Below are 23,960 nucleotides of genomic sequence, written 5' to 3' on the forward strand. Positions count from 1 at the left end.
AGGGGGGGTGGTGAGTTCGACAGGCTTACTGGATCAGGCCGAATTCCTTGGCCAGTGCCTTGTAGTCAGCCACTTGCTTCTTCACATAGCCGTCCAGCTCTTCGCCGGTCATGGCGAACGGGAACAGCTCGCGCTGGTCTCGCAGCTTGGCGAAGTCCTCGGAGGCCAGCATCTTGTCGAACGAGGCCTTCCACCAGGCGTAGTCCTCGTCGCTCACTTTTGGCCCCAGGTAGAAACCGCGCACCACCGGCCAGACGATGTCGTAGCCCTGCTCCTTGGCAGTAGGGATGTCTTTCATTTCCGGCTCGTCCAGGCGGTTTTCAGAGAACACCGCGAGGATGCGCATGTTGCCGCTCTGGATGTGCGGCATGGAGTCGGAAATGTCGGTAGAACCGACCTGGATATGGCCGCCCAGCAATGCCGTGGCGATTTCGCCGCCGCCCTCCAGGGCCACGTAGCGCAGGTCGCGCGGGTTTATGCCTGCGGCCTTGGCGATCAACGCGGTCTGCATCCAGTCCTGGCTGCCGACGGTACCGCCGGAACCGATCACGACCTTGCTTGGGTCTTTCTTCAGCGCTGCGACCAGGTCATCAAGTGTCTTGTAGGGCGAGTCGCTCTTCACCGCGATGGCACCGTAGCTGGTGCCGACGGCAGCCAGCCATTTCACTGCGTTTTCGTCAAAACGGCCGAACTTGCCCTGGGCCAGGTTAAGCAGCGAGCCGCTGGACCAGGCCACCAGCGTGCCGGCGTCTGCCGGGCGCTGGGCGACCACGGCGTTGTACGCGACCGCGCCGACACCGCCGGGCATGTAGGTGACGCGCATCGGCTTGCTGAGGATTTTTTCTTGTACCAGTGCGCTTTGCACCAGCTTGCAGGTCAGGTCGAAGCCACCGCCAGGGGAGGCGGGTGCGATGCATTCGGGGCGTTTCGGTTCTGCAGCGAGGGCGTTGCCGGCCAACAGCAGGCAGCCGGTAGCGAGGACGAGGCGGCGCAGTGAAAAGGTCATCGTCGATCTCCGTGAGCGTTGTTGTTATTGGATTACCGCTATGGGGTTACCACAGCGCCACGCTGTAGCTGACCAACAGCCTCACTTCATCCGCGTCACGGGCGAAGTTGGAGCGGAAGGTGGCGTTGCGCAGGCGCACGGCGACGTTCTTCAACGGGCCGCTTTGTACCACGTACTTCAGTTCGGTGTTGCGTTCCCACTCTTTGCCTTCGCCACCGGCAGCACGGCTGACGTTGTCACCGCTGATGTAACGGGTCATGAAGGTCAGGCCCGGTACGCCGAGCGCGGCGAAGTTGTAGTCGTAGCGCGCCTGCCAGGAGCGTTCGTCGGCACCGGCGAAGTCGTTGATCTGGACGAAGTTGACCAGGTACGGGTCGGCGCCATCCACATACGGGAAGGCACTTTCGCCAGACAGCTGCTGCCAGGCGGCGCTGACCTTGTGCCCGCCCAGGGCATAGCTGAGCATGCCGTTGACGGTGGTGTTGTCGATGTTGCCGGCCTTGGCTGCACCGGCGTCGTCGCTGATGGCAAGGCGCAGGTCGGCACCCAAGGTGCCCGGGCCCCATGGCTGGGTGGCGACCATGCCGATGAAGTGCTGGCGGTAAATATCGTCGAGCTGGGCGAAGTGGTAGCTGCCGGTGATGCGGTCGGTGAACTGGTAGTCGAGCCCGCCCAGGGCCAGGTTGTCAGCGCTGAAGCTGCCACCGAAGCGGCCGTTCTTGTTGTTCAGCGCCAGGTCTTCCCAGTTGGTGTCGTTGCGGTCCTTGGCCTTGTCCAGGCGGCCACCGGTGAAGGTCAGGCCCTTGATCTCTTTGGAGGTAAGCAGGCCGCCCTCGAAGGTTTGCGGCAGGATACGCCCGTCGTTGGGCTGCAGGGTCGGCAGTTCGGGGATCAGGGTGCCGATCTTGAGTTCAGTCTGGGAGATCTTCACCTTGCCGGTCAGGCCCAGCTTGGAGTATTCGTCGGCAGCCTTGCCGTCATCGTGGGTCGGCAGCAGGCCGCTGTCGGTACGGTCGGGGCTGGAGTCGAGCTTGATGCCGAGCATGCCCAATGCGTCCAGGCCAAAGCCCACGGTGCCATCGGTGTAGCCAGACTCGAAATTGAGGATGAAGCCCTGGGCCCATTCATCGCGCTTGGATTGCTGCGCGCTGGTGCCGTCGCGGAAGTCGCGGTTGAAGTACATGTTGCGGGTTTCGAAGGTGGCCGTGCTGTCTTCGAAGAAGGCGGCCTGGCTCATCGGGGCGACACCGGCAAGCGCGAGGGCGCTGGCGATGGCTGAGGGGCGTGCGGCAAAGGAACGGGTAGGCGCGAACGCCTGCGGCTGCAATGACAGCATCGTCGATGACTCCGTTTATTGTTCTTATTCGTTGCACCTTGCTGGTGCTTTTTTCGGCGCGAAGGGCGACCGTGGTGCGATGCTAGGCAACGAACCTTTCGCTAACCTTTCAGCGTGAAAGGTTTGTCACGAGGGGCTTCACAGGCGTGGTGACAGCGGTACACTCCGCGCCACCGCCCCACCCGAGCCGGGAGAATCCGATGCGTGTGCTACTGGTCGAAGACCACCTGCAACTGGCCGAAAGCGTGGCCCTGGCCTTGAAAAGCCATGGCCTGACCGTAGATGTGCTGCATGACGGCGTGGCTGCCGACTTGGCGCTGGCCAGTGAGGAATACGCCGTGGCCGTGTTGGATGTCGGCCTGCCGCGCATGGACGGCTTTGAGGTACTGGCGCGCTTGCGAGGCCGTGGCAAAACCTTGCCAGTGCTGATGCTGACTGCGCGCAGCGACGTCAAGGACCGGGTCCATGGCCTGAACCTGGGCGCCGACGATTATCTGGCCAAGCCGTTTGAGCTGACCGAGCTGGAAGCGCGGGTCAAGGCCTTGCTGCGCCGCAGCGTGCTCGGTGGCGAGCGACAGCAACGCTGTGGGCCGTTGGTGTATGACCTGGACACCCGGCGCTTCACCCTCGGTGATGACAACCTGACGCTGACCTCACGCGAGCAGAGTGTGCTGCAAGCGCTGATCGCCCGCCCGGGTCGGGTGATGAGCAAGGAGCAGCTGGCTGCCCAGGTGTTTGGCCTGGACGAAGAAGCCAGCCCTGACGCCATCGAAATCTACATTCACCGCCTGCGCAAGAAGCTCGACGGGCACCCCGTAGCCATCGTCACGTTCCGTGGTCTGGGTTATTTGCTTGAGCACCGCGATGCGTGACAACGGCAGCCTGCGCGGGCGCTTGCTGGGTAATTTGGCGCTGTTGCTGGTGGTGCTGATGCTGGCCAGCGGCCTTAGCGCCTACTGGAACGGCCGCGAGGCCGCCGACACCGCCTACGACCGCACCCTGCTGGCTTCGGCGAGAACCATCGCCGCGGGCCTGTCGCAGCGCGATGGTTCGTTGAGCGCGGATGTGCCTTACGTGGCGCTGGACACGTTCGCCTATGACAGTGCGGGGCGCATTTACTATCAGGTGCTGGATATCCAGCAAAGGCTGATTTCTGGCTACGAGAACCTGCCGCCACCGCCGCCTGGCACGCCGCGCACCGACGACTATCCAGCATTGGCACGGTTCTACAACGCCACTTACCTGGGCCAGGACGTTCGTGTGGTCAGCCTGCTGAAGCCGGTCAGCGAGCCGAACATGAACGGCATGGCAGAAATCCGCGTAGCCGAAACCGAGGAAGCGCGGGTGCGTATGGCCCGAGGGCTGATGGCCGATACCCTGCTGCGCCTGGGCATGCTGGCACTGGGGGCGTTGGTGATGGTGTGGTTTGCCGTGAGTGCCGCGTTGCGGCCGTTGGAGCGCCTGCGCACAGCGGTGGAGGAACGTCAGCCGGACGACTTGCGAGCGTTGCCGGTGGTACAGGTGCAGCGCGAGCTGGGCCCGCTGGTGCGCGCCTTGAACCACTTTACCGAGCGCTTGCGCGGCCAGTTCGAGCGCCAGGCGCAGTTCATTGCCGACGCGGCCCACGAACTGCGAACGCCGCTGGCGGCGTTGAAGGCACGTGTCGAGCTGGGCTTGCGCTCGGCCGAGCCACAGGAGTGGCGGCAGACCTTGGAGTCTGCAGCCCAGGGCACCGACAGGCTGACCCACCTGGCCAACCAGCTACTGTCGTTGGCGCGGGTCGAGAATGGCGCACGGGCCATTGCCGAGGGCGGTGCGCAGCGTCTGGACCTGAGCCAGTTGGCCCGCGAATTGGGCATGGCCATGGCGCCATTGGCGCACAAGCGCGGGGTGTCGCTGGCGCTGGAGGCCGAGGCGCCGGTATGGCTGAAGGGGGAGCCGACGTTGCTCAATGAGTTGTTGAGCAACCTGGTGGACAATGCCTTGGCGCATACGCCAGCGGGTGGCAATGTGATTTTGCGGGTAATGGCGCCGGCAGTGCTGGAAGTGGAAGACGATGGGCCAGGTATTCCCGAGGCCGAGCGCGAACGGGTGTTCGAGCGGTTCTACCGGCGAAGTGCGCAGGGCAGTGGACTAGGGCTGGCTATTGTTGGCGAGATCTGTCGGGCGCACCTGGCGCAGGTGAGCCTGCATGATGGCGAGAAGGGCGGGTTGCGGGTGCGGGTGAGCTTTATTGCGGATTGATGGTTTGCCTGTGTCGACCCTTTCGCGGGCTCACCTGCGAAAGGGCCCTGGCAGGCTGTTACAGCTCAGCGCAACATGCTCCGCGCCTCTAGCAGTTCATCGACCTCCAGCTCGGTGCCAAACGGCAGCCCCAGATGGCGGTAAGCCGGCAGCGCAGCCAATGGCCGGTGGCGCCCGCGCTGACTGATGCAGCGGGCGATCTGCACGATGTCGATGTAATCGATCTTGTCAGTCTGGCGATCCAGGTCATGAACCTGGCTCGGCAGGTGGACCAACTGCTCCGGAAACTCCCAGGCCTTGAGGATCTTGTCCCCCAGCACCGGTTGGAGTTGCTCGATCACGTAATGCAGGCAAACCGGGTCGGACAACAGTTCGTTGTGCTCTTCGGCATAGATGAGTACCGGCAGCGCGCCAATCTGGTTGACCAGCCCACCCAAGGTGGCCTGGTCAGGCTTCAGAGGTGTAAAGCGACGGCAGATTTCGTAGCTGATGCCCGCCACTTCCAGGCTACTGGCCCAGATATCGCGCAGTTTCTGCTCGACTGCCGGCGAGCGGGCATGGAAAATCTGCTCGATCACCAGGCCGATGGCCAGGTTGCAGCTGTAGTTGATGCCTAGCCGCGTGATGGCGGTATGCAGGTCGGTCACCTCGACCGCAGCACGCAGCAGTGGGCTGTTGACGACCTTGATCAGGCGCGCTGAAAGGGCCGCGTCGCGGCCGATCACCTTGCTCAGGGCCGCTACGCTGATCTCGTTGTCTTCCGCTGCTTCGCGGATGCTCAAGGCAACCTCGGGCAGGGTTGGCAGGACCAGGTCATCCTTTTCGATGGCGTCGAGCAATTGTGCTTGAACCAACTCGGCCAGCTTGTTCATGGGCATGTCTACCGCAGTGGTGGTGCGGCCCCGCCACAGGGGTGGGGCAGGCTGGTCAGCGCTGGATTTCCCGGTCGCGGTCCAGTTCGTAAGGCAGGGTCAGCACCTGCAGGCGCGGGCCTTCGAGGCTGCCCAGGTGCAGGTTGCCGTCTTCCACCGCCTCGGCGCTGAGCACTGCGAGCAGTTCGCAGCCGGCGCCGTTGCCGGCAGCAATGACCACTTCACCGACCGACGACCCATGGGTGGGCGAGAAGATCTCGGCGCCCGGGGCCGGAATGGCCTGCTGGTCCAGAGCCAGGCGGTACTGGCGGCGCTTGAGTTTGCCCAGGTACTGCATGCGGGCGACGATTTCCTGGCCGGTGTAGCAGCCTTTCTTGAAACTGACGCCGTCGACGGCCTGCAGGTTGATCATCTGCGGGATGAACAGTTCACGGGTCGGGCCCATGACCTGGCCGATACCTGCGCGAATCTGGCCCAGCAGCCAGTCGTTGAGCGTGCCTTCGGGCAGCGCTGCGGCGAGGGCCTGGCGTACAGGCTCGGCGTCAGCCGCCGGCACCCACAGCTCAACCCGGCCGGCGGACACGGCGATCGCGATCAGCCCGTCATGGCGCACGGTGCTACCGGCGGCTGCGGGCACGACAAGCCCCAGCGCCTGCAGTGCAGCGTCGCCACCTTGCAGGCCGAAGCGTGCCCATGCGCTGCTTTCGTCGGTCAGCGTGGCCTTGGAGAACACAGCGTACTTTTTCAGGTCGGCCAGTTGCGCGTCGAGCAGTTCACTGGCCATGGCCAGCAAGTAGCCGTTGCCTTCGGGCACTATGCGGAAGCTCGACTGCATGCGCCCCTTGACCATGCAGCGGGCGCCGAGGCTGGCGTGTTCCTGGCTGAGGTAGTTGATGTTGCAGGTCAGCTGGCCTTGCAGGAACTTGCCTGCATCGGAGCCGCGGACGGCGAGGATGCCCTCGTGGGACAGGGGGCAGAAGAAAGCGGAATCGGCCATGGGTCATCGCGGTGGCTAAAGACTGGCGGCCATCATAGAACGCCGGTAACAAAATAGGTAGGTGACTAGACCAACGCCCGGTGTCGCTTCGCGCGCCTGGCTGTATACTGGCGGCCCATTCGAGGAGGGCCCCATGGTCGAACAAACTGAACTCAACCGGCTTTTCTGGCACAGCCGCCGCGGCATGCTGGAACTGGACGTACTGCTGGTGCCTTTCACCCAGGAAGTCTACCCCACCCTCAATGAGACCGACCGTGAACTGTACGTGCGTCTCTTGAGCTGCGAGGATCAGGACATGTTCGGCTGGTTCATGGAGCGCACCGAGTCCGAAGACCCGGAACTGCAGCGCATGGTCCGCATCATTCTGGACCGTGTCCAGCCCAAGTGAGTGCTTCGAGTGCCGTTGGCAAGGCTCGCGCCTGCTGCTGACGGCCTACCTGGCTTGTCAGGTACTGGCGTGGCTTGCCGTGTGGGCGAGCCCGCTGCCCGGGTGGCTGGCCTTTTCTGTTGTCGCCGCCTGTACGGCCCACGCTGGCTGGGCCATTCCCCGACGTATTCTGTTGACCCATGAGCATGCGGTTGTCGGCCTGCGCCGTGATGTGCGGGGCTGGCAGGTGTTCAGCCGTGCTTGTGGGTGGCAGTCAGTGCGCTTGTGCCGGGATAGTGTGGCGTTGCCTGGGCTGGTGGTGTTGCGCTTTGAGCGGGCGGGGCGGTGGTTGGGGCAGAGCCAGTGCGTACCGGGGGATGCGCTGGGGCCGGATGAGCATCGGCGATTGCGGGTGCGGTTGAAGTTCAGCCGGCGGCGCTGGGCCGAGGTGAGCCAGGCATAGATCGAGACCGGGTCAGCTTCTTCGCGGGCTCGCCCGCTCCCACAGGTACTGCGCAATGCTGCAAGGCAGTCAAATTCCTGTGGCAGGGGGGGGGCGAGCCCGCGAAGGCCGCGACGCCGTTTTCAGAGCGGGCTGAGGATGGTGTCCTTGGCCTCGTCCAGCATCCCTGGATAATCCAGTGTGTAATGCAACCCACGGCTTTCCTTGCGCTGCATGGCGGACAGGATCATCAGCTCGGCCACTTGCGCCAGGTTGCGCAGCTCGATCAGGTCTCGGCTGACCTTGTAGTTGCTGTAGAACTCGTCGATTTCATCCAGCAGCAGGCGAATGCGGTGCTGGGCCCGCTGCAGGCGCTTGCTGGTGCGCACGATGCCGACGTAGTCCCACATGAAGCGCCGCAGTTCGTCCCAGTTGTGCGCAATGATCACGTCCTCGTCCGAGTCGGTCACCTGGCTGGCGTCCCAGCCGGGCAGGGCTTTGGGCATGGCCACTTGCCCCAGGTGCGCCTGGATGTCGGCAGCGGCGGCGCGACCGTATACGAAACATTCCAGCAGCGAGTTGCTGGCCATGCGGTTGGCGCCGTGCAGGCCGGTGAAACTGGTTTCGCCGATGGCATACAAGCCAGGCACATCGGTGTGGCCGCAGTCGTCGACCATCACCCCGCCGCAGGTGTAATGCGCCGCAGGCACCACCGGGATCGGCTGACGGGTGATATCGATGCCAAAGGCCAGGCAGCGCTCGTACACGGTGGGGAAGTGGCTCTTGATGAAATCTGCAGGCTTGTGAGTGATGTCCAGGTATACGCAGTCCACGCCCAGGCGCTTCATCTCGTGGTCGATGGCGCGGGCCACGATGTCCCGTGGGGCCAGCTCTTCGCGTGGGTCGAAGCGTGGCATGAAACGTTCGCCGTTGGGCAGGCGCAGCAGGGCGCCCTCGCCGCGCAGGGCTTCGGTGATCAGGAAGCTCTTGGCCTGCGGGTGATACAGGCAGGTCGGGTGGAACTGGTTGAATTCCAGGTTCGCCACTCGGCAGCCGGCCCGCCAAGCCATGGCGATACCGTCGCCGCAGGCACCATCGGGGTTGCTGGTATAGAGGTAGACCTTGGCCGCACCGCCCGTGGCCAGCACGGTGAAGCGCGCGCCGAAAGTGTCCACCTCGCCGGTGTTGCGGTCGAGCACGTAGGCGCCCAGGCAGCGTTCGCCGGGCAGGCCCAGGCGGCGTTCAGTGATCAGGTCGACCGCCACTCGCTGCTCCAGCAGCTGGATGTTCGGGCGCTGGCGAGCCTGTTCCAGCAGCGTGGTGAAAATTGCCGCGCCGGTAGCGTCGGCGGCATGGATGATGCGCCGGTGGCTGTGGCCCCCCTCACGGGTGAGGTGGAACTCGAATCCGCCATCGTCGACGCTGTAGTGCTCATCGCGGGTGAAGGGCACGCCTTGTTCGATCAGCCACTGGATCGCTTCGCGGCTGTGCTCGACGGTAAAGCGCACGGCGTCTTCATGGCACAGCCCGCCGCCGGCATTGAGGGTGTCCTCGACATGCGACTGCACAGTATCGGTATTGTCCAGCACTGCAGCGACGCCGCCCTGGGCCCAGAAGGTCGAGCCGTTGGACAGGTCGCCCTTGCTCAATACGGCAACGCGAAGGTGGCTGGGGAGGTTAAGTGCCAGGCTGAGACCGGCGGCACCGCTGCCGATCACCAGGACATCATGTTGGAATTGTTGGCTCATGTCGGGACACTAGTAATCTTTGGGAGGGGCACGGCACAATGGTCACGCGCGGATGGCATTGTGAAACTATCGTTGAACGTGTCGGGATGCCTTTATAGCAGCCCCGGGTGGCCAATTTCCATGCTACCTGCCAGGTTGCGACGACCTTTGTGGGAACTTTCCGACATGGCCGGAAATCCTATGAAGGCTGCCCGTACGCCACAATTTGCCGCGGCGACGCAGGGCGGCAGGCCTTTCCGGGCTTTACCCCTGCGTATTTGAAACCTGATTATCGACGTAGCCGGCCGTGACCGCGCCGCGTCTTCCGTGCAAGCCGACCAAGGGCTGCAGGAAACTTGCTTGGAGGGGAGAACTTTTGCTCAAAGCCCGAGTCTATGTTTGCAAGCCTGAGCGATGGCTGATGCAACGCTCCTTCGAGTTCACTGAGGAGTGTTCATGCTAACCCAGGAAGAGGATCAGCAGCTTGTCGAGCGCGTTCAGCGCGGCGACAGGCGAGCTTTCGATCTGTTGGTGCTGAAGTATCAGCACAAGATTCTCGGGTTGATCGTGCGGTTTGTCCACGATACCCACGAGGCCCAGGATGTAGCACAGGAAGCCTTCATCAAGGCCTACCGTGCGCTTGGCAACTTCCGCGGCGACAGTGCGTTTTATACGTGGCTGTACCGCATCGCCATCAACACGGCGAAGAATTACCTGGTGTCCCGTGGAAGACGGCCGCCAGACAGTGATGTGAGCTCCGAGGATGCGGAGTTTTACGACGGCGATCATGGTCTCAAGGATCTCGAGTCCCCAGAGCGCTCGTTGTTGCGGGATGAAATCGAAGGCACTGTCCATCGCACCATCCAGCAACTGCCCGAAGACCTGCGTACGGCATTGACGCTACGCGAGTTCGACGGGCTGAGTTACGAAGACATTGCCAGTGTCATGCAATGTCCGGTGGGTACCGTGCGCTCTCGAATCTTCCGCGCTCGGGAGGCCATAGATAAAGCCCTGCAGCCGTTGTTGCAGGAAACCTGAGACAGCGGCGACAGCGCCAAGAGAGGAACCGCCATGAGTCGTGAAGCTTTGCAGGAATCGCTGTCCGCGGTGATGGATAACGAAGCGGATGAATTGGAACTGCGTCGGGTGTTGAACGCCGTCGACGACGCCGAAACCCGTGCCACCTGGTCGCGTTACCAGGTTGCCCGAGCAGCCATGCACAAGGAGCTGCTGCTGCCTAACCTGGATATCGCCTCGGCGGTGTCCGCTGCGCTGGCCGACGAAGCCGTGCCAGCCAAGGTCAAGAAAGGCCCTTGGCGCAGCATTGGCCGCCTGGCGGTTGCCGCCTCGGTTACCGTGGCAGTGCTGGCGGGTGTGCGTATGTACAACCAGGACGAGATCACGGGTGCAGAGCTTGCTGCCCAGCAGCCTGTCCAGCAGGGCCTGAGTGTGCCACAAGCGCAAGGCCCGGCCGTTTTGGCAGGCTATAGTGAGAGCAGTGAGCAACCGACCGGGCCGATGGCCAATGGCGTGCTGCAGAACCAGGCCGGCTGGGATCAGCGTCTGCCAGGCTACCTGCGCCAGCATGCCCAGGAATCTGCGCTCAAGGGCACTGAAACCGCATTGCCGTATGCCCGCGCCGCCAGCCTGGAAAACCGTTAAGTAAGGAGGATCATGCGCGCGCTACCTCTCCTGTCGCTGCTGATTGGCAGCTGCATGACGGTGCCAGCATTGGCGGCCAATTCTTCGCCTGAGGCGAGTGAATGGCTGAACAAGCTGGCACAGGCCGAGCAAAAACAGAGCTATCAAGGGTCGTTCGTCTACGAACGCAACGGCAGTTTCTCCTCCCACGACATCTGGCACAGGGTCGACGACGGCAAGGTCAGCGAGCGGCTGTTGCAGCTTGATGGCGCCGCCCAGGAGATCGTGCGCGTGGATGGCAAGGTGCAGTGCGTCAGCGGGGCCTTGGCCAGCGGTGTCACGGCGCCGCCGGATACCGCGCCGCGTGTGCTTGATCCGCTGAAACTGATGGGCTGGTACGATTTGAGTGTTGCAGGCAAGTCACGGGTCGCCGGGCGCGATGCCGTGATCATTGCGCTCTCGCCACGCGACCAGCATCGCTATGCATTCGAATTGCATCTGGACCGTCACTCGGGTTTGCCGCTGCGTTCGTTGATGCTCAACGACAAGGGGCAGTTGCTGGAACGCTTCCAGATGACCCGTCTCGATACCGATGATGTCCCCAGCGACGCTGACCTGCGCCCAGGTGCTGGCTGCAAGCCGGTGCAACATGTGGCCGCCGGCAGCAATGATACCGTCGCGGGTTGGCGTTCGGACTGGCTGCCACCCGGTTTCGAGCTGGTCAACAGCTCGGTACGCCGTGATCCCAAGCGCAACAGTTCGGTCAGCAGCTTGATGTATGACGACGGCCTGGCGCGTTTTTCGGTGTTCATCGAGCAAGTGAGCGATGATGGCGGCACCGACATGCGCACCCAGTTAGGCCCGACCTCGGCAGTCTCGCGTCGCCTGAATACACCCAAGGGCAAGGTGATGGTGACCGTGGTTGGCGAAATTCCGCTGGGTACGGCAGAGCGCGTTGCCCTGTCAATGCGCCCCCAGGATGCCCAGGCGCGCCAGTAATGGCGCGCTTTTGCGTGCCGAGCCAAGGTGGGCGGGTATACGGCTGAAATGAAATTAAAGCATTGTCATTTGCAATCCATCGGCAAATTTTCTATAGGTCAGGCTTTGAAGAGCCTGGCCTTTCTGCGTTGTGCAGGGGTCTTTCCAAACTACCGCTCGTTGTGACGGGAGTCGTATGTCAATACCACGCTTGAAATCCTACCTAATGATGTTCGCTGCTGTGCTGATGCTCGGCCAAGTCCTCACCGCCCAAGCCGAGGAAGCCCTGCCGGACTTCACCACCCTGGTGGAGCAGGCTTCGCCGGCGGTGGTCAACATCAGTACCAAGCAGAAGCTGCCTGACCGCCGAATCGCCGCAGGCCAGATGCCGGACCTGGAAGGCCTGCCGCCGATGTTCCGCGAGTTCTTCGAGCGCAACATGCCCCAGCAGCCGCGCTCGCCGCGCGGCGACCGCCAGCGCGAGGCGCAGTCGCTGGGCTCGGGTTTCATCATCTCCAGTGATGGCTACGTGCTCACCAATAACCATGTGGTGGCCGATGCCGACGAGATCATCGTCCGCCTGTCGGACCGTAGCGAGCTCCAGGCCAAGCTGGTGGGTACCGACCCGCGTACTGACGTGGCGCTGCTGAAGGTCGATGGCAAGAATTTGCCAACGGTGAAATTGGGTGACTCCGAGAAGCTCAAGGTGGGCGAGTGGGTACTGGCCATCGGTTCGCCGTTCGGCTTCGACCATTCGGTGACCAAAGGTATCGTCAGCGCCAAGGGCCGGACCCTGCCCAATGACACCTACGTACCGTTCATCCAGACCGACGTGGCCATCAACCCGGGTAACTCCGGCGGCCCCCTGTTCAACATGAAAGGCGAAGTGGTGGGGATCAACTCGCAGATCTTCACCCGTTCTGGCGGTTTCATGGGGCTGTCGTTCGCCATCCCGATTGACGTGGCGATTGATGTCTCCAACCAGCTGAAGAAAGACGGCAAGGTCAGCCGCGGCTGGCTGGGCGTAGTGATTCAGGAGGTCAACAAGGACCTGGCTGAATCGTTTGGCCTGGACAAGCCGGCGGGCGCGCTGGTGGCCCAGGTGCTGGAAAACGGCCCGGCAGCCAAAGGCGGCCTGCAGGTGGGCGACGTGATCCTCAGCATGAACGGCCAGCCAATCGTCATGTCGGCCGATCTGCCGCACCTGGTTGGCAGCCTCAAGGATGGCGAGAAGGCCAGGCTGGAAATCATCCGCAACGGCAAGCGCCAGAACCTGGACATCAGCGTCGGCGCACTACCGGATGACGACGTTGAGATTGGCGCTGGCACCGAAGGTGGCGCCGAGCGCAGCAGCAACCGCCTGGGTGTATCGGTCGCCGACCTGACCGCCGAGCAGAAAAAGTCCCTGGAGCTCAAAGGTGGCGTGGTCATCAAGGAAGTGCAGGATGGCCCGGCAGCCATGATCGGCTTGCGCCCGGGTGATGTCATCAGCCATCTGAACAACCAGGCTATCGGTTCGGCGAAGGAATTCACCGAAATCGCCAAGGAACTGCCGAAGAACCGATCTGTGTCGATGCGCGTGCTGCGTCAGGGCCGCGCCAGCTTCATCACCTTCAAGCTTGCTGAATAAGCGGTTTCGCAAGGCGAAAGGGCAGCTTCGGCTGCCCTTTTTCATGAATCTTCACAATTGCCGGAATGATTGCTGTGTACAGTCGGACAGAGGAATCTCCCATAACCCAGCAGCTTAAGGTACAATTCCCGGCTATTTTTCGGCGGGCGTCCGGCTCGCAGCCTTTTCGAGTGTTGACCCGTGAGTGATTTGAGTCATATCCGCAATTTCTCCATCATCGCCCACATCGACCATGGCAAGTCGACGCTGGCTGACCGTTTCATCCAGATGTGCGGTGGCCTGTCGGCGCGCGAGATGGAAGCCCAGGTGCTCGATTCCATGGACCTGGAGCGTGAGCGCGGTATCACCATCAAGGCCCACAGCGTCACCCTTCACTACAAGGCGCAGGACGGCAAGACCTACCAGCTGAACTTCATCGATACCCCCGGCCACGTCGACTTCACCTACGAAGTTTCGCGTTCGCTGGCGGCCTGTGAAGGGGCACTGCTGGTGGTTGACGCCGGTCAGGGCGTGGAAGCCCAGTCCGTCGCCAACTGCTACACCGCCATCGAGCAGGGCCTGGAGGTCATGCCGGTCCTGAACAAGATGGACCTGCCCCAGGCCGACCCGGACCGCGTCAAGGACGAGATCGAGAAGATCATCGGTATTGATGCCACCGACGCCGTGGCCTGCAGCGCCAAGAGCGGTATGGGCGTTGACGAGGTGCTCGAGCGCCTGGTGCACACCATCCCCGCGCCAGAAGGTGAGATCGATGCACCGCTGCAAGCGCTGATCATCGACTCCTGGTTCGACAATTACCTGGGTGTGGTCTCGCTGGTGCGTGTGCGCCAGGGCCGCGTCAAGAAAGGCGACAAGATCCTGGTCAAGTCCACCGGCAAGGTGCACCTGGTCGACAGCGTCGGTGTCTTCACCCCGAAGCACACCCAGACCGCTGATCTGAAAGCCGGCGAAGTAGGCTTCATCATCGCCAGCATCAAGGACATCCACGGTGCCCCGGTTGGCGACACCCTGACCCTGTCCTCGACCCCTGAGGTCGAGGTGTTGCCAGGCTTCAAGAAGATTCAGCCGCAGGTCTACGCTGGCCTGTTCCCGGTCAGCTCCGACGACTTCGAGGATTTCCGCGACGCTCTGCAGAAGCTGACCCTGAACGACTCCTCGCTGCAGTACATGCCGGAAAGCTCCGACGCGCTGGGCTTTGGCTTCCGTTGCGGTTTCCTGGGCATGTTGCACATGGAGATCATCCAGGAGCGCCTGGAGCGCGAATACGACCTGGACCTGATCACCACCGCACCCAGCGTGATCTATGAGCTGGAGTTGAAAACCGGCGAAACCATCGTCGTCGACAACCCGTCCAAGCTGCCGGACGTCTCGGCTGTAGCCGACTTCCGCGAGCCGATCGTCACCGCGACCATCCTGGTTCCGCAGGAGCACCTGGGCAACGTCATCACCCTGTGCATCGAGAAGCGTGGCGTACAGCGCGACATGCAGTTCCTCGGCAGCCAGGTGCAGGTGCGTTACGACATGCCGATGAACGAAGTGGTGCTCGATTTCTTCGACCGCCTCAAATCCACCAGCCGCGGCTATGCTTCGCTGGATTATCATTTCGATCGCTACCAGTCGGCCAACCTGGTCAAGCTGGACGTACTGATCAATGGCGACAAGGTCGATGCCCTGGCATTGATCGTGCACCGCGACAACGCGGCCTACAAAGGCCGTGCGTTGACCGAGAAGATGAAGGAACTGATCCCTCGGCAGATGTTCGACGTAGCGATCCAGGCAGCCATTGGCGGCCAGATCATTGCGCGGACAACCGTCAAGGCGCTCAGAAAGAACGTACTGGCCAAGTGCTACGGCGGTGACGTCAGCCGTAAGAAGAAGCTGCTGGAGAAGCAGAAGGCCGGTAAGAAACGCATGAAACAGGTGGGCAATGTGGAAATTCCACAAGAAGCCTTCCTCGCCGTGCTCAGGTTGGATAGCTAGGTCCTATGTCGCTAAATTTCCCGCTGTTGCTAGTCATCGCCGTCTTCATCTGCGGTCTGCTGGGCTTGATCGACCTGCTGTTCCTGGCCCCGCGCCGGCGTGCGGCAATCGCCAACTATCAGGGCAGCGTCAGCCAGCCTGAGATGGCGGTGGTCGAACGGCTGAACAAGGAGCCGTTGCTGGTCGAGTACGGCAAGTCGTTCTTCCCGGTGCTGTTCATCGTGCTGGTGCTGCGTTCGTTCCTGGTCGAGCCGTTCCAGATCCCTTCGGGATCGATGAAACCGACCCTGGAAGTGGGCGACTTCATCCTGGTGAACAAATTCTCGTACGGCATTCGCCTGCCGGTGATCGACAAGAAGGTCATCGAGGTCGGTGACCCGCAACGCGGGGATGTGATGGTGTTCCGCTACCCGAGCGACCCGAATGTCAACTACATCAAGCGTGTGGTTGGCCTGCCGGGCGACGTAGTCCGCTACACCAACGACAAGCGGCTGTTCGTCAACGGCCAGCCCGTTGCCGAACAACTGGTGGGCAGCGAGCCGGGTACCCTGGGCAGTGCTCAGCTGTACAAGGAAAAGCTCGGCGCGGCCGAACACCTGATCCGCAAGGAAATGAGCCGTTATCGCATGCCGCCGGACCAGCAGTGGACCGTGCCTGCAGGCCATTACTTCATGATGGGCGACAACCGCGACAACTCCAACGATAGCCGTTTCTGGGATGACCCGAACATTCCCAAGGAACTGCACGGCATGGTTCCGGACCGGAACATTGTCGGCAAGGCCTTCGCGGTGTGGATGAGCTGGCCAGAGCCCAAACTCAGCCACTTGCCCAACCTGTCGCGGGTTGGCCTGATCCATTGATACCCATCGGCGCTGTCCAGCAGACAGCGCCGAATGCATTTCTGACATAGGCTGTGTTCTCAGGGATCGGGAGATTCGCCACACATCAATCGGCGGACCACAGCCAAACAGTCTTTCAGGATGTTGATTTGAACAACGCGTTGAACAACGATCGGGTGGCCGCATGAGTGCTTCCCTTGCCGGTCTGGAGCGAAAGCTCGGTTACACCTTCAAGAACCAGGACCAGATGCTCCTGGCACTGACCCATCGCAGTTACGCCGGGCGCAACAATGAGCGCCTGGAGTTCCTCGGTGACGCCATTCTCAACTTCGTTGCTGGCGAAGCGCTGTTCGAGCGTTTTCCGCAGGCCCGCGAAGGCCAGTTGTCGCGGCTGCGTGCGCGGTTGGTCAAGGGCGAGACCCTGGCCCGTCTGGCCCGTGGTTTTGATCTGGGCGATTACCTGCGCCTGGGTTCCGGAGAACTCAAGAGCGGCGGCTTTCGTCGCGAGTCGATCCTGGCCGACGCCCTGGAGGCACTGATTGGTGCCATCTACCTGGACGCTGACATGGACACCGCCCGGGAGCGCATCCTGGCCTGGCTGGCCGATGAGTTTGAAGGCCTGACACTGGTCGACACCAATAAAGATCCGAAAACCCGCCTGCAAGAGTTCCTGCAGTCGCGCAGCTGTGAGCTGCCGCGTTACGAAGTCGTGGATATCCAGGGTGAACCACACTGCCGGACCTTCTTCGTCGAATGCGAAGTGGTACTGCTGAACAACAAGAGCCGTGGTCAAGGCGTTAGCCGGCGTATTGCCGAGCAAGTCGCCGCCGCGTCTGCACTGATCGCCCTGGGCGTGGAGAATGGCAATGACTGATAGCAACCCGACCCGCTGCGGCTACGTAGCCATTGTTGGCCGTCCCAACGTCGGCAAGTCGACCCTGCTCAACCACATCCTGGGCCAGAAGCTGGCGATTACTTCGCGAAAGCCGCAGACCACCCGCCACAACATGCTCGGCATCAAGACCGAAGGTGATGTGCAGGCCATCTACGTCGATACCCCCGGTATGCACAAGGCCAACGACAAGGCCCTGAACCGTTACATGAACCGCAATGCCTCGGCGGCCCTCAAGGACGTCGACGTGGTGATCTTCGTGGTCGACCGTACCAAGTGGACCGACGAGGACCAACTGGTGCTGGAGCGCGTGCAATATGTGACCGGCCCGCTGATCATCGCGGTCAACAAGACCGACCGTATGGAAGAGAAAGCCGAGCTGATCCCGCACCTGCAGTGGCTGCAAGAGCAGCTGCCGAACGCCGAGGTGATGCCGATTTCCGCACAGCAGGGGCACAATCTCGAGGCGCTGGAAGCACAGATCGCCAAGCACCTGCCCGAGAACGATCATTTCTTCCCCGAAGACCAGATCACCGACCGTAGCAGCCGCTTCCTGGCCGCCGAACTGGTGCGCGAGAAGATCATGCGCCAGTTGGGTGCGGAGTTGCCGTACCAGATCACCGTGGAGATCGAAGAGTTCAAGCAGCAGGGCCATGTGCTGCACATCCACGCGTTGATCCTGGTTGAACGCGATGGCCAGAAAAAAATCATCATTGGTGACAAGGGTGAGCGCATCAAGCGCATCGGTTCCGAGGCGCGCAAGGACATGGAAGTGCTGTTCGATTCCAAGGTCATGCTCAACCTGTGGGTCAAGGTAAAGGGCGGCTGGTCCGACGACGAGCGCGCCCTGCGTTCGCTGGGCTACGGCGACCTGTAAGCCGCGCGCTGGTCCCTGTAGGAGCGGCCTTTTGTCGCGATAGGGCTGCGCAGCAGCCCCGGCGATTTATGCTGCGAAGCTAAAAATCTGGGGCCGCTTTGCGGCCCTTTTCGCGACACAAGGCCGCTCCCACAAGGGCCAGTGCAACCCTCGGCGCGAGTGATTTTTAATGGAACAACCTGTCGGCCAGCCAGCTTATGTGCTGCACAGCCGTGCCTATAAGGAAACCAGCGCGCTGGTGGACTTTTTCACCCCGCAGGGCCGCATGCGCGCCGTGCTGCGTCGCGCGCGGGGTAAGGGCGGTAGCCTGGTGCGGCCGTTCGTCCTCCTGGAGCTAGAGCTGCGGGGGCGCGGCGAGCTGAAGAATGTCGGCCGCATGGACAGCAACGGCATCGCCGCCTGGCTGCATGGCGATGCGCTGTTCAGCGGGTTGTACCTGAATGAGTTGCTGATGCGGCTGTTGCCCGCCGAAGCACCGTTTCCGGCCATTTTCGAGCACTACACCCTGACCTTGCAGGCCCTGGCTGAAGGCCGCCCGCTGGAACCTCTGCTGCGTTCGTTCGAATGGCGGCTGCTTGATGAGCTCGGGTATGCGTTTTCATTGAGCCAAGACGTCAACGACCAGCCGATCGCCGCCGACGGCCTGTATCGCCTGCGCGTGGATGCCGGCCTGGAGCGGGTCGAGCTGTTGCAGCCCGGCCTGTTTCGTGGGATCGAGTTGCTGGCCCTGGCTGAAGCCGACTGGGACGCACCCGGCGCCTTGCTCGCTGCAAAGCGGCTGATGCGCCAGGCACTGGCAGTTCACCTGGGGGCAAAACCGCTGGTCAGCCGGGAACTGTTTCGCAAGCGCTGATCAGGACGTATGCTGTTGGGCTCAATCTTCAGGAGAGCCTTTCGTGACTCACAGCAACCGCATGCTTCTTGGCGTAAACATCGACCACGTGGCGACCCTGCGCCAGGCCCGTGGCACGCGCTACCCTGACCCGGTCAAGGCTGCCCTGGACGCCGAGGAAGCAGGCGCCGATGGCATCACCGTGCACCTGCGTGAAGATCGCCGGCACATCCAGGAGCGTGACGTTGTGCTGCTCAAGGATGTGCTGCAGACCCGCATGAACTTCGAGATGGGCGTCACCGAAGAGATGATGGCCTTTGCCGAGAAGATTCGCCCGGCGCACATCTGCCTGGTACCCGAAACCCGTCAGGAACTGACCACTGAAGGTGGCCTGGATGTGGCAGGGCAGGAAGCGCGGATCAAGGCTGCAGTCGAACGGCTGGCGCGTACCGGTGCCGAGGTGTCGCTGTTCATCGACGCCGACGAACGGCAGATCGAGGCCTCGCGTCGGGTTGGCGCACCGGCCATCGAGCTTCACACCGGCCGTTATGCCGATGCCGAAACCCCCACCGAAGTGGCTGAAGAGCTCCAGCGGATCGTCGAGGGTGTGGCGTTTGGCGTGGGGCATGGGCTGATCGTCAATGCGGGTCACGGGCTGCACTACCACAACGTCGAGGCGGTGGCGGCGATCAAGGGTATCAATGAGCTGAACATTGGCCATGCGCTGGTGGCGCATGCCTTGTTTGTCGGCTTCAAGGCTGCTGTGGCCGAGATGAAGGCGCTGATCGTGGCGGCTTCGCGCTGATTGTTGGCCGCCTGTACCGGCCTCTTCGCGGGCTTGCCCGCTCCCACAGGTACCCCCGCAGGCCTTGAGGCTGTGCAGCCCCTGTGGGAGCGGGCAAGCCCGCGAAGAGGCCGGTACAGGCGGCCGATCACTCGGCAGGAAACACCAGGGTAAACCGGGTAGGCCCCAGGGGGCTGCTGCTGACCTCGACCCGCCCGCCATGCAACTGCATGATCGACTTCACGATCGCCAACCCCAACCCGGTCCCGCCCTCCAGCCGCGAACGCCCCGAACCTACCCGGTAAAACCGCTCGAACAAGCGCGACTGGTGCTCTGCAGGCACACCCGGCCCCTGGTTCTCTACGGATAGCCTGACTTCGCTGCCCGAGCGTTCGATGCGCAGAGCCACGGGTTTACCCTCGGGACTGTGCCGTATGGCGTTGCTCAACAGGTTCGACAGTGCCCGCTGAAACATCAGCCGGTCTCCCAGCGCTGTCCCCCAGCCCTGAACACGTAGCTCAATTTCTTTCAGCTCGGCACTGTAGGCAAACAGCTCGACAACCCGCGCTGCCTCGTCGGACAGCGCCAAGGGTTTCAACGCAACCTGCGTATGCGGCTGGCTGACCTGGGCAAGAAACAGCATGTCGTTGATGATGCGGTTGAGCCGGGTCAGCTCTTCGATGCTGTCTTCAAGCACTTCCCGATAGTTGGCGTTGTCCCGCTCACGGGCCAGTGTCACCTGCGCCTTGCCCATGAGGTTGCTCAACGGTGTGCGCAGTTCATGGGCCAGGTCGTCAGAGAACTGCGACAGCTGCCTGACACCTTGGTCGAGTCGATCGAGCATCACGTTGATACTGCCGGCCAGGTCTGCCAGTTCCTGCGGCAGGGCGGTAGCGGGCAGGCGATGCTGCAGGTCCTGGGCCGACACCTGCCCGGCAATGCGCCGGAAGTGCCGCAATGGTTTCAGGCCGCGCTGCATCAGCCACCATGCCCCCGCACCAATCAAAACCAGTAGCAGTGGCAAGGCGAGCAACGTCGAGTGCAGGTAGGCTTGCAGCAGGGCGTTGTCGTCGGCGCGGTTGAGCGACATCATCACCTTGACGGGGGTGTTGTCGCGCAGGCGCATCAGCCGGGTAACGGTGAGGATCTGGTTACCGCCGCTGTCACGCCAGGCGTGAAAGGCCAGACGCGCATCGGTGTGCAGTTCACCGACCCGCGATTCCAGGGCCGGGCCGAGGCTGAGCAGGTGGGGGTGACGGCCGTCGAGAGCCCGCACACTGAGGCTTAGGTTGTCATGCCCCATCACCAGGTCCAGCAGTGGATGGGCGCGGCTGCCCAGGTCCTCGCTGCGCAGGTCGACACGCAGGTTGTGCTCGACCTGAAGCATCTTGCGCGCCAAATCCTTGCGCGCGCGGCTGTCCAGTTCGTGATCCAGGGCAAACACGGCCAGGCAGGCCAGCAGCAGCACCAGTGCGGCGCCCATCAATGTCACGCTCAGGCCCAGGCGTAACGACAGGCTGGCATTTTTCAAAGGCGAGCCTCAAGTACGTAGCCCACACCACGCAGGGTATGGATCAGCTTGTTGTCGAACGGGTCGTCGATCTTCGCCCGCAGGCGCCGGATCGAGACCTCGACCACATTGGTGTCGCAGTCGAAGTTCATGTCCCACACCAGCGAGATGATTTGCGTGCGCGACAACACTTCGCCAGTCTGGCGCATTAGCAGGTGCAGCAGGGCGAACTCCTTGGCGGTCAGGTCGATGCGCTGCCCGGCGCGGTAGGCGCGGTGGCGGCCGGGGTCCAGTTCCAGGTCAGCGACGCGCAGGGTGCTGGGCTGCAGTTGCTGGTCGTTGCGGCGTAGCAGGCTGCGGATGCGCGCCAGTAGCTCAGGGAACTCAAAGGGCTTGAGCAGGTAGTCATCCGCGCCCAGGTCCAGGCCTTTTACCCGGTCGGCCAAGCGACCGTGGGCGGTCAGCATCATGATGCGCGTGGCCGATTCGGCACGTAGCCGCTGCAGCACGGTCCAGCCATCGATTTCGGGCAGGTTGACGTCGAGGATGACCAGGTCATAGGCCTGTTGGCGTGCCAGGTGCAGGCCGTCGGTGCCTGTGTGGGCGCAGTCGACCACGTAACCGTTCTCGCGAAGGCCCTGTTGCAGGTAGTCGGCGGTACGCAGCTCGTCCTCGATGATCAGTAGGCGCATGGGGGGCTCGGTGTATTGAAAGGGGGCGATTCTTGACCCTGTAGTGACATCAGGGTCAAGCGCTCCAATGTTACGGCATGAAAAAAGGCCTGCGGTGCAGATAACGGATTTGTAATTCTGTTGTTATCTGGCTGTCTGTTCGGGCCTCTTCGCGGGTAAACCCGCGCCTGTAGGAACGGGTTTACCCGCGAAGAGGCCCGAACAGTCCACACAAGGCCACATTGCAGGACTGTAATCCCCGCCTCACCTTGCCGTTAGCCAGCCCTCGCTAGGATGGCCGTGTCTGATCGGTTATTACGAGGCAAACACGATGAACCTGACCAAATACCTGCTGTTGGCCACCCTTGCCCTGGGCAGCGCCAGTGTTTATGCCGAGGGCGGTGCGGAGCGCTCGAAGCAGTTCTGGCAAGCCTTCCGCGAAGACCAGCAGCGACTGCATGGCGACAAGCAACAGGCTGTTGCCGAGCGCGAGCGCAAGGCGCAAGAGAAGGCGCGTGAGGTGGCCAAGGATTGAGGTAACGACACCTGCGCCGCGACGGCTCCTCGCCGCAGGTGTATTCAGGCGCCCCTGCGGGCGCCTTTTTTATTTGCGCGCCAGCAGGGTGGCGCGGCGTGGGGCAGGCAGGCCTTCGACGGTCTTGCTGTGGTCGTTCGGGTCGAGGAAGTCGCTCAGCGACTGGTAGCGCATCCAATCGGTGCTGCGCTGCTCCTCGACGCTGGTCACGCTCACGTCGACGCAGCGCACATCGCTGAAGCCGGCACGACGCAACCAGCGGGCCAACGCCGGTACCGACGGCAGGTACCAGACGTTGCGCATCTGTGCATAGCGGTCCTCAGGCACCAGCACCTGGTTTTCGTCGCCCTCGATAACCAGCGTTTCCAGCACCAGCTCGCCACCTTTGACCAGGCAGTCCTTGAGCGCCAGCAGGTGCTCGATGGGCGAGCGGCGGTGATAGAACACGCCCATGGAAAACACGGTATCGAAACCTTCAAGGTTGGCGGGCAGGTCTTCCAGGGCGAACGGCAGGTGCCAGGCCGGTAACTCCGGCAGGTATTGCTGCACGGCCTGGAACTGGCAGAAGAACAGCCAGTTGGGGTCGACCCCAACCACCATGTCGGCGCCGGCGCCGAGCATGCGCCATTGGTAGTAGCCATTGCCGCAGCCCACGTCGAGTACGCGTTTGCCTTTGAGGTCCAGGTGCGGGCCGACCCGCGACCACTTCCAGTCCGAACGCCATTCGGTGTCAACGTGCACGCCAAACAGGTCGAATGGCCCCTTGCGCCAGGGCGACAGGCCCATCAGTGCCTGGCGCATCTGCGCGCGGGTGGCGTCGTCGCAGTCGCAATCCAGACGCAACCCGTTGACCAGGTCGACTTCACTGGGTTGCAGGGCGGGCAGGGCTTCCAGCGCCCCGCGCCAGCGGTCGAGGTCACCGTGACCCTTTTCCAGCTTGGCGTCGAGTTGCGCTTGCAGGCCTTGCGACCAGGAAGCCAGGGGCGTGCCCGCCAGGCGGCGGACGAGGGGAGACAGATCGATCATGGCAGGGCTATCAACGAGGCGAAGTTAAGGCATTGGAACCAAGGCACCACTTTCGAGAAGCCGGCTGCGCGCAGGCGTTCCTGGTGGGTTTCGAGTGTATCGGGCTTCATCACGTTTTCGATGGCACTGCGCTTCTGGGCGATCTCCAGTTCGCTGTAGCCATTGGCCCGTTTGAAATCCAGGTGCAGTTCATTGAGCAGGTCCTGCGCTTGCTCATCGGCGAAGCGCAGCTTCTCCGACAGAATCAGCGCGCCGCCGGGCAGCAGCGCCTGGCGGATTCGCCCGAGCAGTTCAAGGCGCTGGTCAGGGGCAATGAACTGCAGGGTGAAGTTCATCGCCACTACCGAGGCCGGCTCGAAGGGCAGGGCAAGGATATCGGCCTCCAGCACGTGCACCGGCAGCAACTCCTGGAACATCGAATCTTGTGCAGTGAGGTACTGCCGGCAGCGCTCGACCATGGCAGCGGAGTTATCCACCGCGATTACCCTGCAGCCGTCGCTGCGCACATGGCGACGCAGCGACTGGGTAACGGCGCCCAGCGATGCGCCCAGATCGTACAGTGCGGTGCCTGGCTGGGCGAACCGGGCGGCCAGAACCCCGAGGTTCTCGACAATGGTTGGGTAACCGGGCACCGAGCGCTTGATCATGTCCGGGAACACACGTACGACGTCTTCGTTGAAGACGAAGTCGGGCACCTGCTCCAGGGGTTGGGAGAAAAGGCGGTCGGGTTGTTTGCTCACGGCGAATCCAGGCGGCTGGTGATAGGCAGGGGGC

General features: G+C 62.6%; 24 protein-coding genes. 15 read left to right on the forward strand and 9 right to left on the reverse strand.

What is annotated here, in order from left to right; all coding sequences use genetic code 11:
* Window positions 1–25: 25 nt before the first annotated feature.
* The gene (locus ACK59Z_RS08070) at window positions 26–1,006 is read right to left on the reverse strand and encodes a tripartite tricarboxylate transporter substrate binding protein (RefSeq protein ID WP_003252023.1); all 981 of its coding nucleotides are present in this window, start codon (window positions 1,004–1,006) and stop codon (window positions 26–28) included.
* Between the two features lie 46 nt (window positions 1,007–1,052).
* Entirely contained in the window at window positions 1,053–2,342 is a 1,290-nt protein-coding gene (locus ACK59Z_RS08075; protein ID WP_003252026.1) for an OprD family porin, read from the reverse strand.
* A gap of 200 nt (window positions 2,343–2,542) precedes the next feature.
* Between ACK59Z_RS08075 and ACK59Z_RS08080 the strand changes: the two genes are divergently transcribed.
* On the forward strand, window positions 2,543–3,214 hold the full coding sequence (locus ACK59Z_RS08080; RefSeq protein ID WP_003252029.1) for a response regulator: 672 nt from the start codon (window positions 2,543–2,545) through the stop codon (window positions 3,212–3,214).
* The gene (locus tag ACK59Z_RS08085) at window positions 3,207–4,586 is read left to right on the forward strand and encodes a sensor histidine kinase (protein WP_003252031.1); all 1,380 of its coding nucleotides are present in this window, start codon (window positions 3,207–3,209) and stop codon (window positions 4,584–4,586) included. Before ACK59Z_RS08080 ends, ACK59Z_RS08085 begins: the two co-directional genes overlap by 8 nt.
* Before the next feature lie 65 nt (window positions 4,587–4,651).
* On the opposite strand, the gene ACK59Z_RS08090 is transcribed toward ACK59Z_RS08085, so the two are convergent.
* Together ACK59Z_RS08090 and ACK59Z_RS08095 are read right to left on the reverse strand one after the other, a co-directional pair.
* A complete protein-coding gene (locus ACK59Z_RS08090; RefSeq protein ID WP_003252034.1) occupies window positions 4,652–5,458 on the reverse strand; it encodes an HDOD domain-containing protein in 807 nt (268 codons plus the stop codon).
* Window positions 5,459–5,513: 55 nt separating this feature from the next.
* Window positions 5,514–6,455, reverse strand: coding sequence for a folate-binding protein YgfZ (locus tag ACK59Z_RS08095; protein ID WP_070096169.1), 942 nt, complete (start codon window positions 6,453–6,455; stop codon window positions 5,514–5,516).
* A gap of 133 nt (window positions 6,456–6,588) precedes the next feature.
* Between ACK59Z_RS08095 and ACK59Z_RS08100 the strand changes: the two genes are divergently transcribed.
* The gene (locus tag ACK59Z_RS08100) at window positions 6,589–6,843 is read left to right on the forward strand and encodes a succinate dehydrogenase assembly factor 2 (RefSeq protein ID WP_003252043.1); all 255 of its coding nucleotides are present in this window, start codon (window positions 6,589–6,591) and stop codon (window positions 6,841–6,843) included.
* Complete coding sequence (locus tag ACK59Z_RS08105; RefSeq protein ID WP_108191194.1) at window positions 6,827–7,285, forward strand: protein YgfX; 459 nt, start codon at window positions 6,827–6,829, stop codon at window positions 7,283–7,285. The genes ACK59Z_RS08100 and ACK59Z_RS08105 overlap by 17 nt, the downstream gene beginning before the upstream one ends.
* A 122-nt stretch (window positions 7,286–7,407) precedes the next feature.
* Here ACK59Z_RS08105 and nadB read toward each other — a convergent pair whose 3' ends face one another.
* Entirely contained in the window at window positions 7,408–9,012 is a 1,605-nt protein-coding gene (gene nadB / locus ACK59Z_RS08110) for an L-aspartate oxidase (RefSeq protein ID WP_004575167.1), read from the reverse strand.
* Window positions 9,013–9,447: 435 nt separating this feature from the next.
* Between nadB and rpoE the strand changes: the two genes are divergently transcribed.
* The 10 genes from rpoE (at window position 9,448) to pdxJ (ending at window position 19,465) form a co-directional block, all read left to right on the forward strand.
* On the forward strand, window positions 9,448–10,029 hold the full coding sequence (gene rpoE, locus ACK59Z_RS08115; RefSeq protein ID WP_003252049.1) for an RNA polymerase sigma factor RpoE: 582 nt from the start codon (window positions 9,448–9,450) through the stop codon (window positions 10,027–10,029).
* Window positions 10,030–10,062: 33 nt separating this feature from the next.
* Window positions 10,063–10,653 (forward strand): sigma-E factor negative regulatory protein, encoded by a 591-nt coding sequence (locus ACK59Z_RS08120; protein WP_003252050.1) that lies wholly within the window; start codon window positions 10,063–10,065, stop codon window positions 10,651–10,653.
* Between the two features lie 12 nt (window positions 10,654–10,665).
* Complete coding sequence (locus ACK59Z_RS08125; RefSeq protein ID WP_019752454.1) at window positions 10,666–11,631, forward strand: MucB/RseB C-terminal domain-containing protein; 966 nt, start codon at window positions 10,666–10,668, stop codon at window positions 11,629–11,631.
* 205 nt (window positions 11,632–11,836) lie between these two features.
* The gene (locus tag ACK59Z_RS08130; RefSeq protein ID WP_003252054.1) at window positions 11,837–13,240 is read left to right on the forward strand and encodes a DegQ family serine endoprotease; all 1,404 of its coding nucleotides are present in this window, start codon (window positions 11,837–11,839) and stop codon (window positions 13,238–13,240) included.
* A gap of 180 nt (window positions 13,241–13,420) precedes the next feature.
* The gene (gene lepA / locus ACK59Z_RS08135) at window positions 13,421–15,220 is read left to right on the forward strand and encodes a translation elongation factor 4 (protein ID WP_010952535.1); all 1,800 of its coding nucleotides are present in this window, start codon (window positions 13,421–13,423) and stop codon (window positions 15,218–15,220) included.
* A 5-nt stretch (window positions 15,221–15,225) separates the two neighbouring features.
* Complete coding sequence (lepB, locus tag ACK59Z_RS08140; RefSeq protein ID WP_003252057.1) at window positions 15,226–16,080, forward strand: signal peptidase I; 855 nt, start codon at window positions 15,226–15,228, stop codon at window positions 16,078–16,080.
* A 163-nt stretch (window positions 16,081–16,243) separates the two neighbouring features.
* Window positions 16,244–16,933: a ribonuclease III gene (rnc, locus tag ACK59Z_RS08145; RefSeq protein ID WP_003252059.1), complete on the forward strand. Its 690-nt coding sequence runs from the start codon at window positions 16,244–16,246 to the stop codon at window positions 16,931–16,933.
* Entirely contained in the window at window positions 16,926–17,828 is a 903-nt protein-coding gene (era, locus tag ACK59Z_RS08150) for a GTPase Era (RefSeq protein WP_003252061.1), read from the forward strand. Before rnc ends, era begins: the two co-directional genes overlap by 8 nt.
* A gap of 169 nt (window positions 17,829–17,997) precedes the next feature.
* Window positions 17,998–18,681, forward strand: a complete 684-nt coding sequence (recO, locus tag ACK59Z_RS08155; RefSeq protein WP_003252064.1) for a DNA repair protein RecO — start codon at window positions 17,998–18,000, stop codon at window positions 18,679–18,681.
* 61 nt (window positions 18,682–18,742) lie between these two features.
* On the forward strand, window positions 18,743–19,465 hold the full coding sequence (pdxJ, locus tag ACK59Z_RS08160) for a pyridoxine 5'-phosphate synthase (protein ID WP_012053601.1): 723 nt from the start codon (window positions 18,743–18,745) through the stop codon (window positions 19,463–19,465).
* Between the two features lie 127 nt (window positions 19,466–19,592).
* Here the strand turns inward: pdxJ and ACK59Z_RS08165 are convergent, their stop codons facing one another.
* Entirely contained in the window at window positions 19,593–20,975 is a 1,383-nt protein-coding gene (locus ACK59Z_RS08165) for a heavy metal sensor histidine kinase (protein WP_409292765.1), read from the reverse strand.
* On the reverse strand, window positions 20,972–21,646 hold the full coding sequence (locus tag ACK59Z_RS08170) for a heavy metal response regulator transcription factor (protein ID WP_003252070.1): 675 nt from the start codon (window positions 21,644–21,646) through the stop codon (window positions 20,972–20,974). Before ACK59Z_RS08170 ends, ACK59Z_RS08165 begins: the two co-directional genes overlap by 4 nt.
* A gap of 310 nt (window positions 21,647–21,956) precedes the next feature.
* Between ACK59Z_RS08170 and ACK59Z_RS08175 the strand changes: the two genes are divergently transcribed.
* Window positions 21,957–22,160, forward strand: coding sequence for a hypothetical protein (locus ACK59Z_RS08175; protein ID WP_003252072.1), 204 nt, complete (start codon window positions 21,957–21,959; stop codon window positions 22,158–22,160).
* A gap of 69 nt (window positions 22,161–22,229) precedes the next feature.
* Here the strand turns inward: ACK59Z_RS08175 and cmoB are convergent, their stop codons facing one another.
* A complete protein-coding gene (cmoB, locus tag ACK59Z_RS08180) occupies window positions 22,230–23,186 on the reverse strand; it encodes a tRNA 5-methoxyuridine(34)/uridine 5-oxyacetic acid(34) synthase CmoB (protein ID WP_004575433.1) in 957 nt (318 codons plus the stop codon).
* Entirely contained in the window at window positions 23,183–23,926 is a 744-nt protein-coding gene (cmoA, locus tag ACK59Z_RS08185; protein ID WP_004575434.1) for a carboxy-S-adenosyl-L-methionine synthase CmoA, read from the reverse strand. The genes cmoB and cmoA overlap by 4 nt, the downstream gene beginning before the upstream one ends.
* Window positions 23,927–23,960: the final 34 nt, after the last annotated feature.

Origin of the sequence: Pseudomonas sp. KCJK9058, from assembly GCF_046230975.1 — a bacterium.
Lineage (GTDB): Bacteria > Pseudomonadota > Gammaproteobacteria > Pseudomonadales > Pseudomonadaceae > Aquipseudomonas > Aquipseudomonas alloputida.

What these genes read in the sequence shown, in the direction of transcription:
- ACK59Z_RS08070 (WP_003252023.1), bottom strand. Translation starts at nt 1,006, where the DNA reads ATGACCTTTTCACTGCGCCGCCTCGTCCTCGCTACCGGCTGCCTGCTG.
- ACK59Z_RS08075 (WP_003252026.1), bottom strand. Translation starts at nt 2,342, where the DNA reads ATGCTGTCATTGCAGCCGCAGGCGTTCGCGCCTACCCGTTCCTTTGCC.
- ACK59Z_RS08080 (WP_003252029.1), top strand. Translation starts at nt 2,543, where the DNA reads ATGCGTGTGCTACTGGTCGAAGACCACCTGCAACTGGCCGAAAGCGTG.
- ACK59Z_RS08085 (WP_003252031.1), top strand. Translation starts at nt 3,207, where the DNA reads ATGCGTGACAACGGCAGCCTGCGCGGGCGCTTGCTGGGTAATTTGGCG.
- ACK59Z_RS08090 (WP_003252034.1), bottom strand. Translation starts at nt 5,458, where the DNA reads ATGAACAAGCTGGCCGAGTTGGTTCAAGCACAATTGCTCGACGCCATC.
- ACK59Z_RS08095 (WP_070096169.1), bottom strand. Translation starts at nt 6,455, where the DNA reads ATGGCCGATTCCGCTTTCTTCTGCCCCCTGTCCCACGAGGGCATCCTC.
- ACK59Z_RS08100 (WP_003252043.1), top strand. Translation starts at nt 6,589, where the DNA reads ATGGTCGAACAAACTGAACTCAACCGGCTTTTCTGGCACAGCCGCCGC.
- nadB (WP_004575167.1), bottom strand. Translation starts at nt 9,012, where the DNA reads ATGAGCCAACAATTCCAACATGATGTCCTGGTGATCGGCAGCGGTGCC.
- rpoE (WP_003252049.1), top strand. Translation starts at nt 9,448, where the DNA reads ATGCTAACCCAGGAAGAGGATCAGCAGCTTGTCGAGCGCGTTCAGCGC.
- ACK59Z_RS08120 (WP_003252050.1), top strand. Translation starts at nt 10,063, where the DNA reads ATGAGTCGTGAAGCTTTGCAGGAATCGCTGTCCGCGGTGATGGATAAC.
- ACK59Z_RS08125 (WP_019752454.1), top strand. Translation starts at nt 10,666, where the DNA reads ATGCGCGCGCTACCTCTCCTGTCGCTGCTGATTGGCAGCTGCATGACG.
- ACK59Z_RS08130 (WP_003252054.1), top strand. Translation starts at nt 11,837, where the DNA reads ATGATGTTCGCTGCTGTGCTGATGCTCGGCCAAGTCCTCACCGCCCAA.
- lepB (WP_003252057.1), top strand. Translation starts at nt 15,226, where the DNA reads ATGTCGCTAAATTTCCCGCTGTTGCTAGTCATCGCCGTCTTCATCTGC.
- rnc (WP_003252059.1), top strand. Translation starts at nt 16,244, where the DNA reads ATGAGTGCTTCCCTTGCCGGTCTGGAGCGAAAGCTCGGTTACACCTTC.
- era (WP_003252061.1), top strand. Translation starts at nt 16,926, where the DNA reads ATGACTGATAGCAACCCGACCCGCTGCGGCTACGTAGCCATTGTTGGC.
- recO (WP_003252064.1), top strand. Translation starts at nt 17,998, where the DNA reads ATGGAACAACCTGTCGGCCAGCCAGCTTATGTGCTGCACAGCCGTGCC.
- pdxJ (WP_012053601.1), top strand. Translation starts at nt 18,743, where the DNA reads ATGCTTCTTGGCGTAAACATCGACCACGTGGCGACCCTGCGCCAGGCC.
- ACK59Z_RS08170 (WP_003252070.1), bottom strand. Translation starts at nt 21,646, where the DNA reads ATGCGCCTACTGATCATCGAGGACGAGCTGCGTACCGCCGACTACCTG.
- ACK59Z_RS08175 (WP_003252072.1), top strand. Translation starts at nt 21,957, where the DNA reads ATGAACCTGACCAAATACCTGCTGTTGGCCACCCTTGCCCTGGGCAGC.
- cmoB (WP_004575433.1), bottom strand. Translation starts at nt 23,186, where the DNA reads ATGATCGATCTGTCTCCCCTCGTCCGCCGCCTGGCGGGCACGCCCCTG.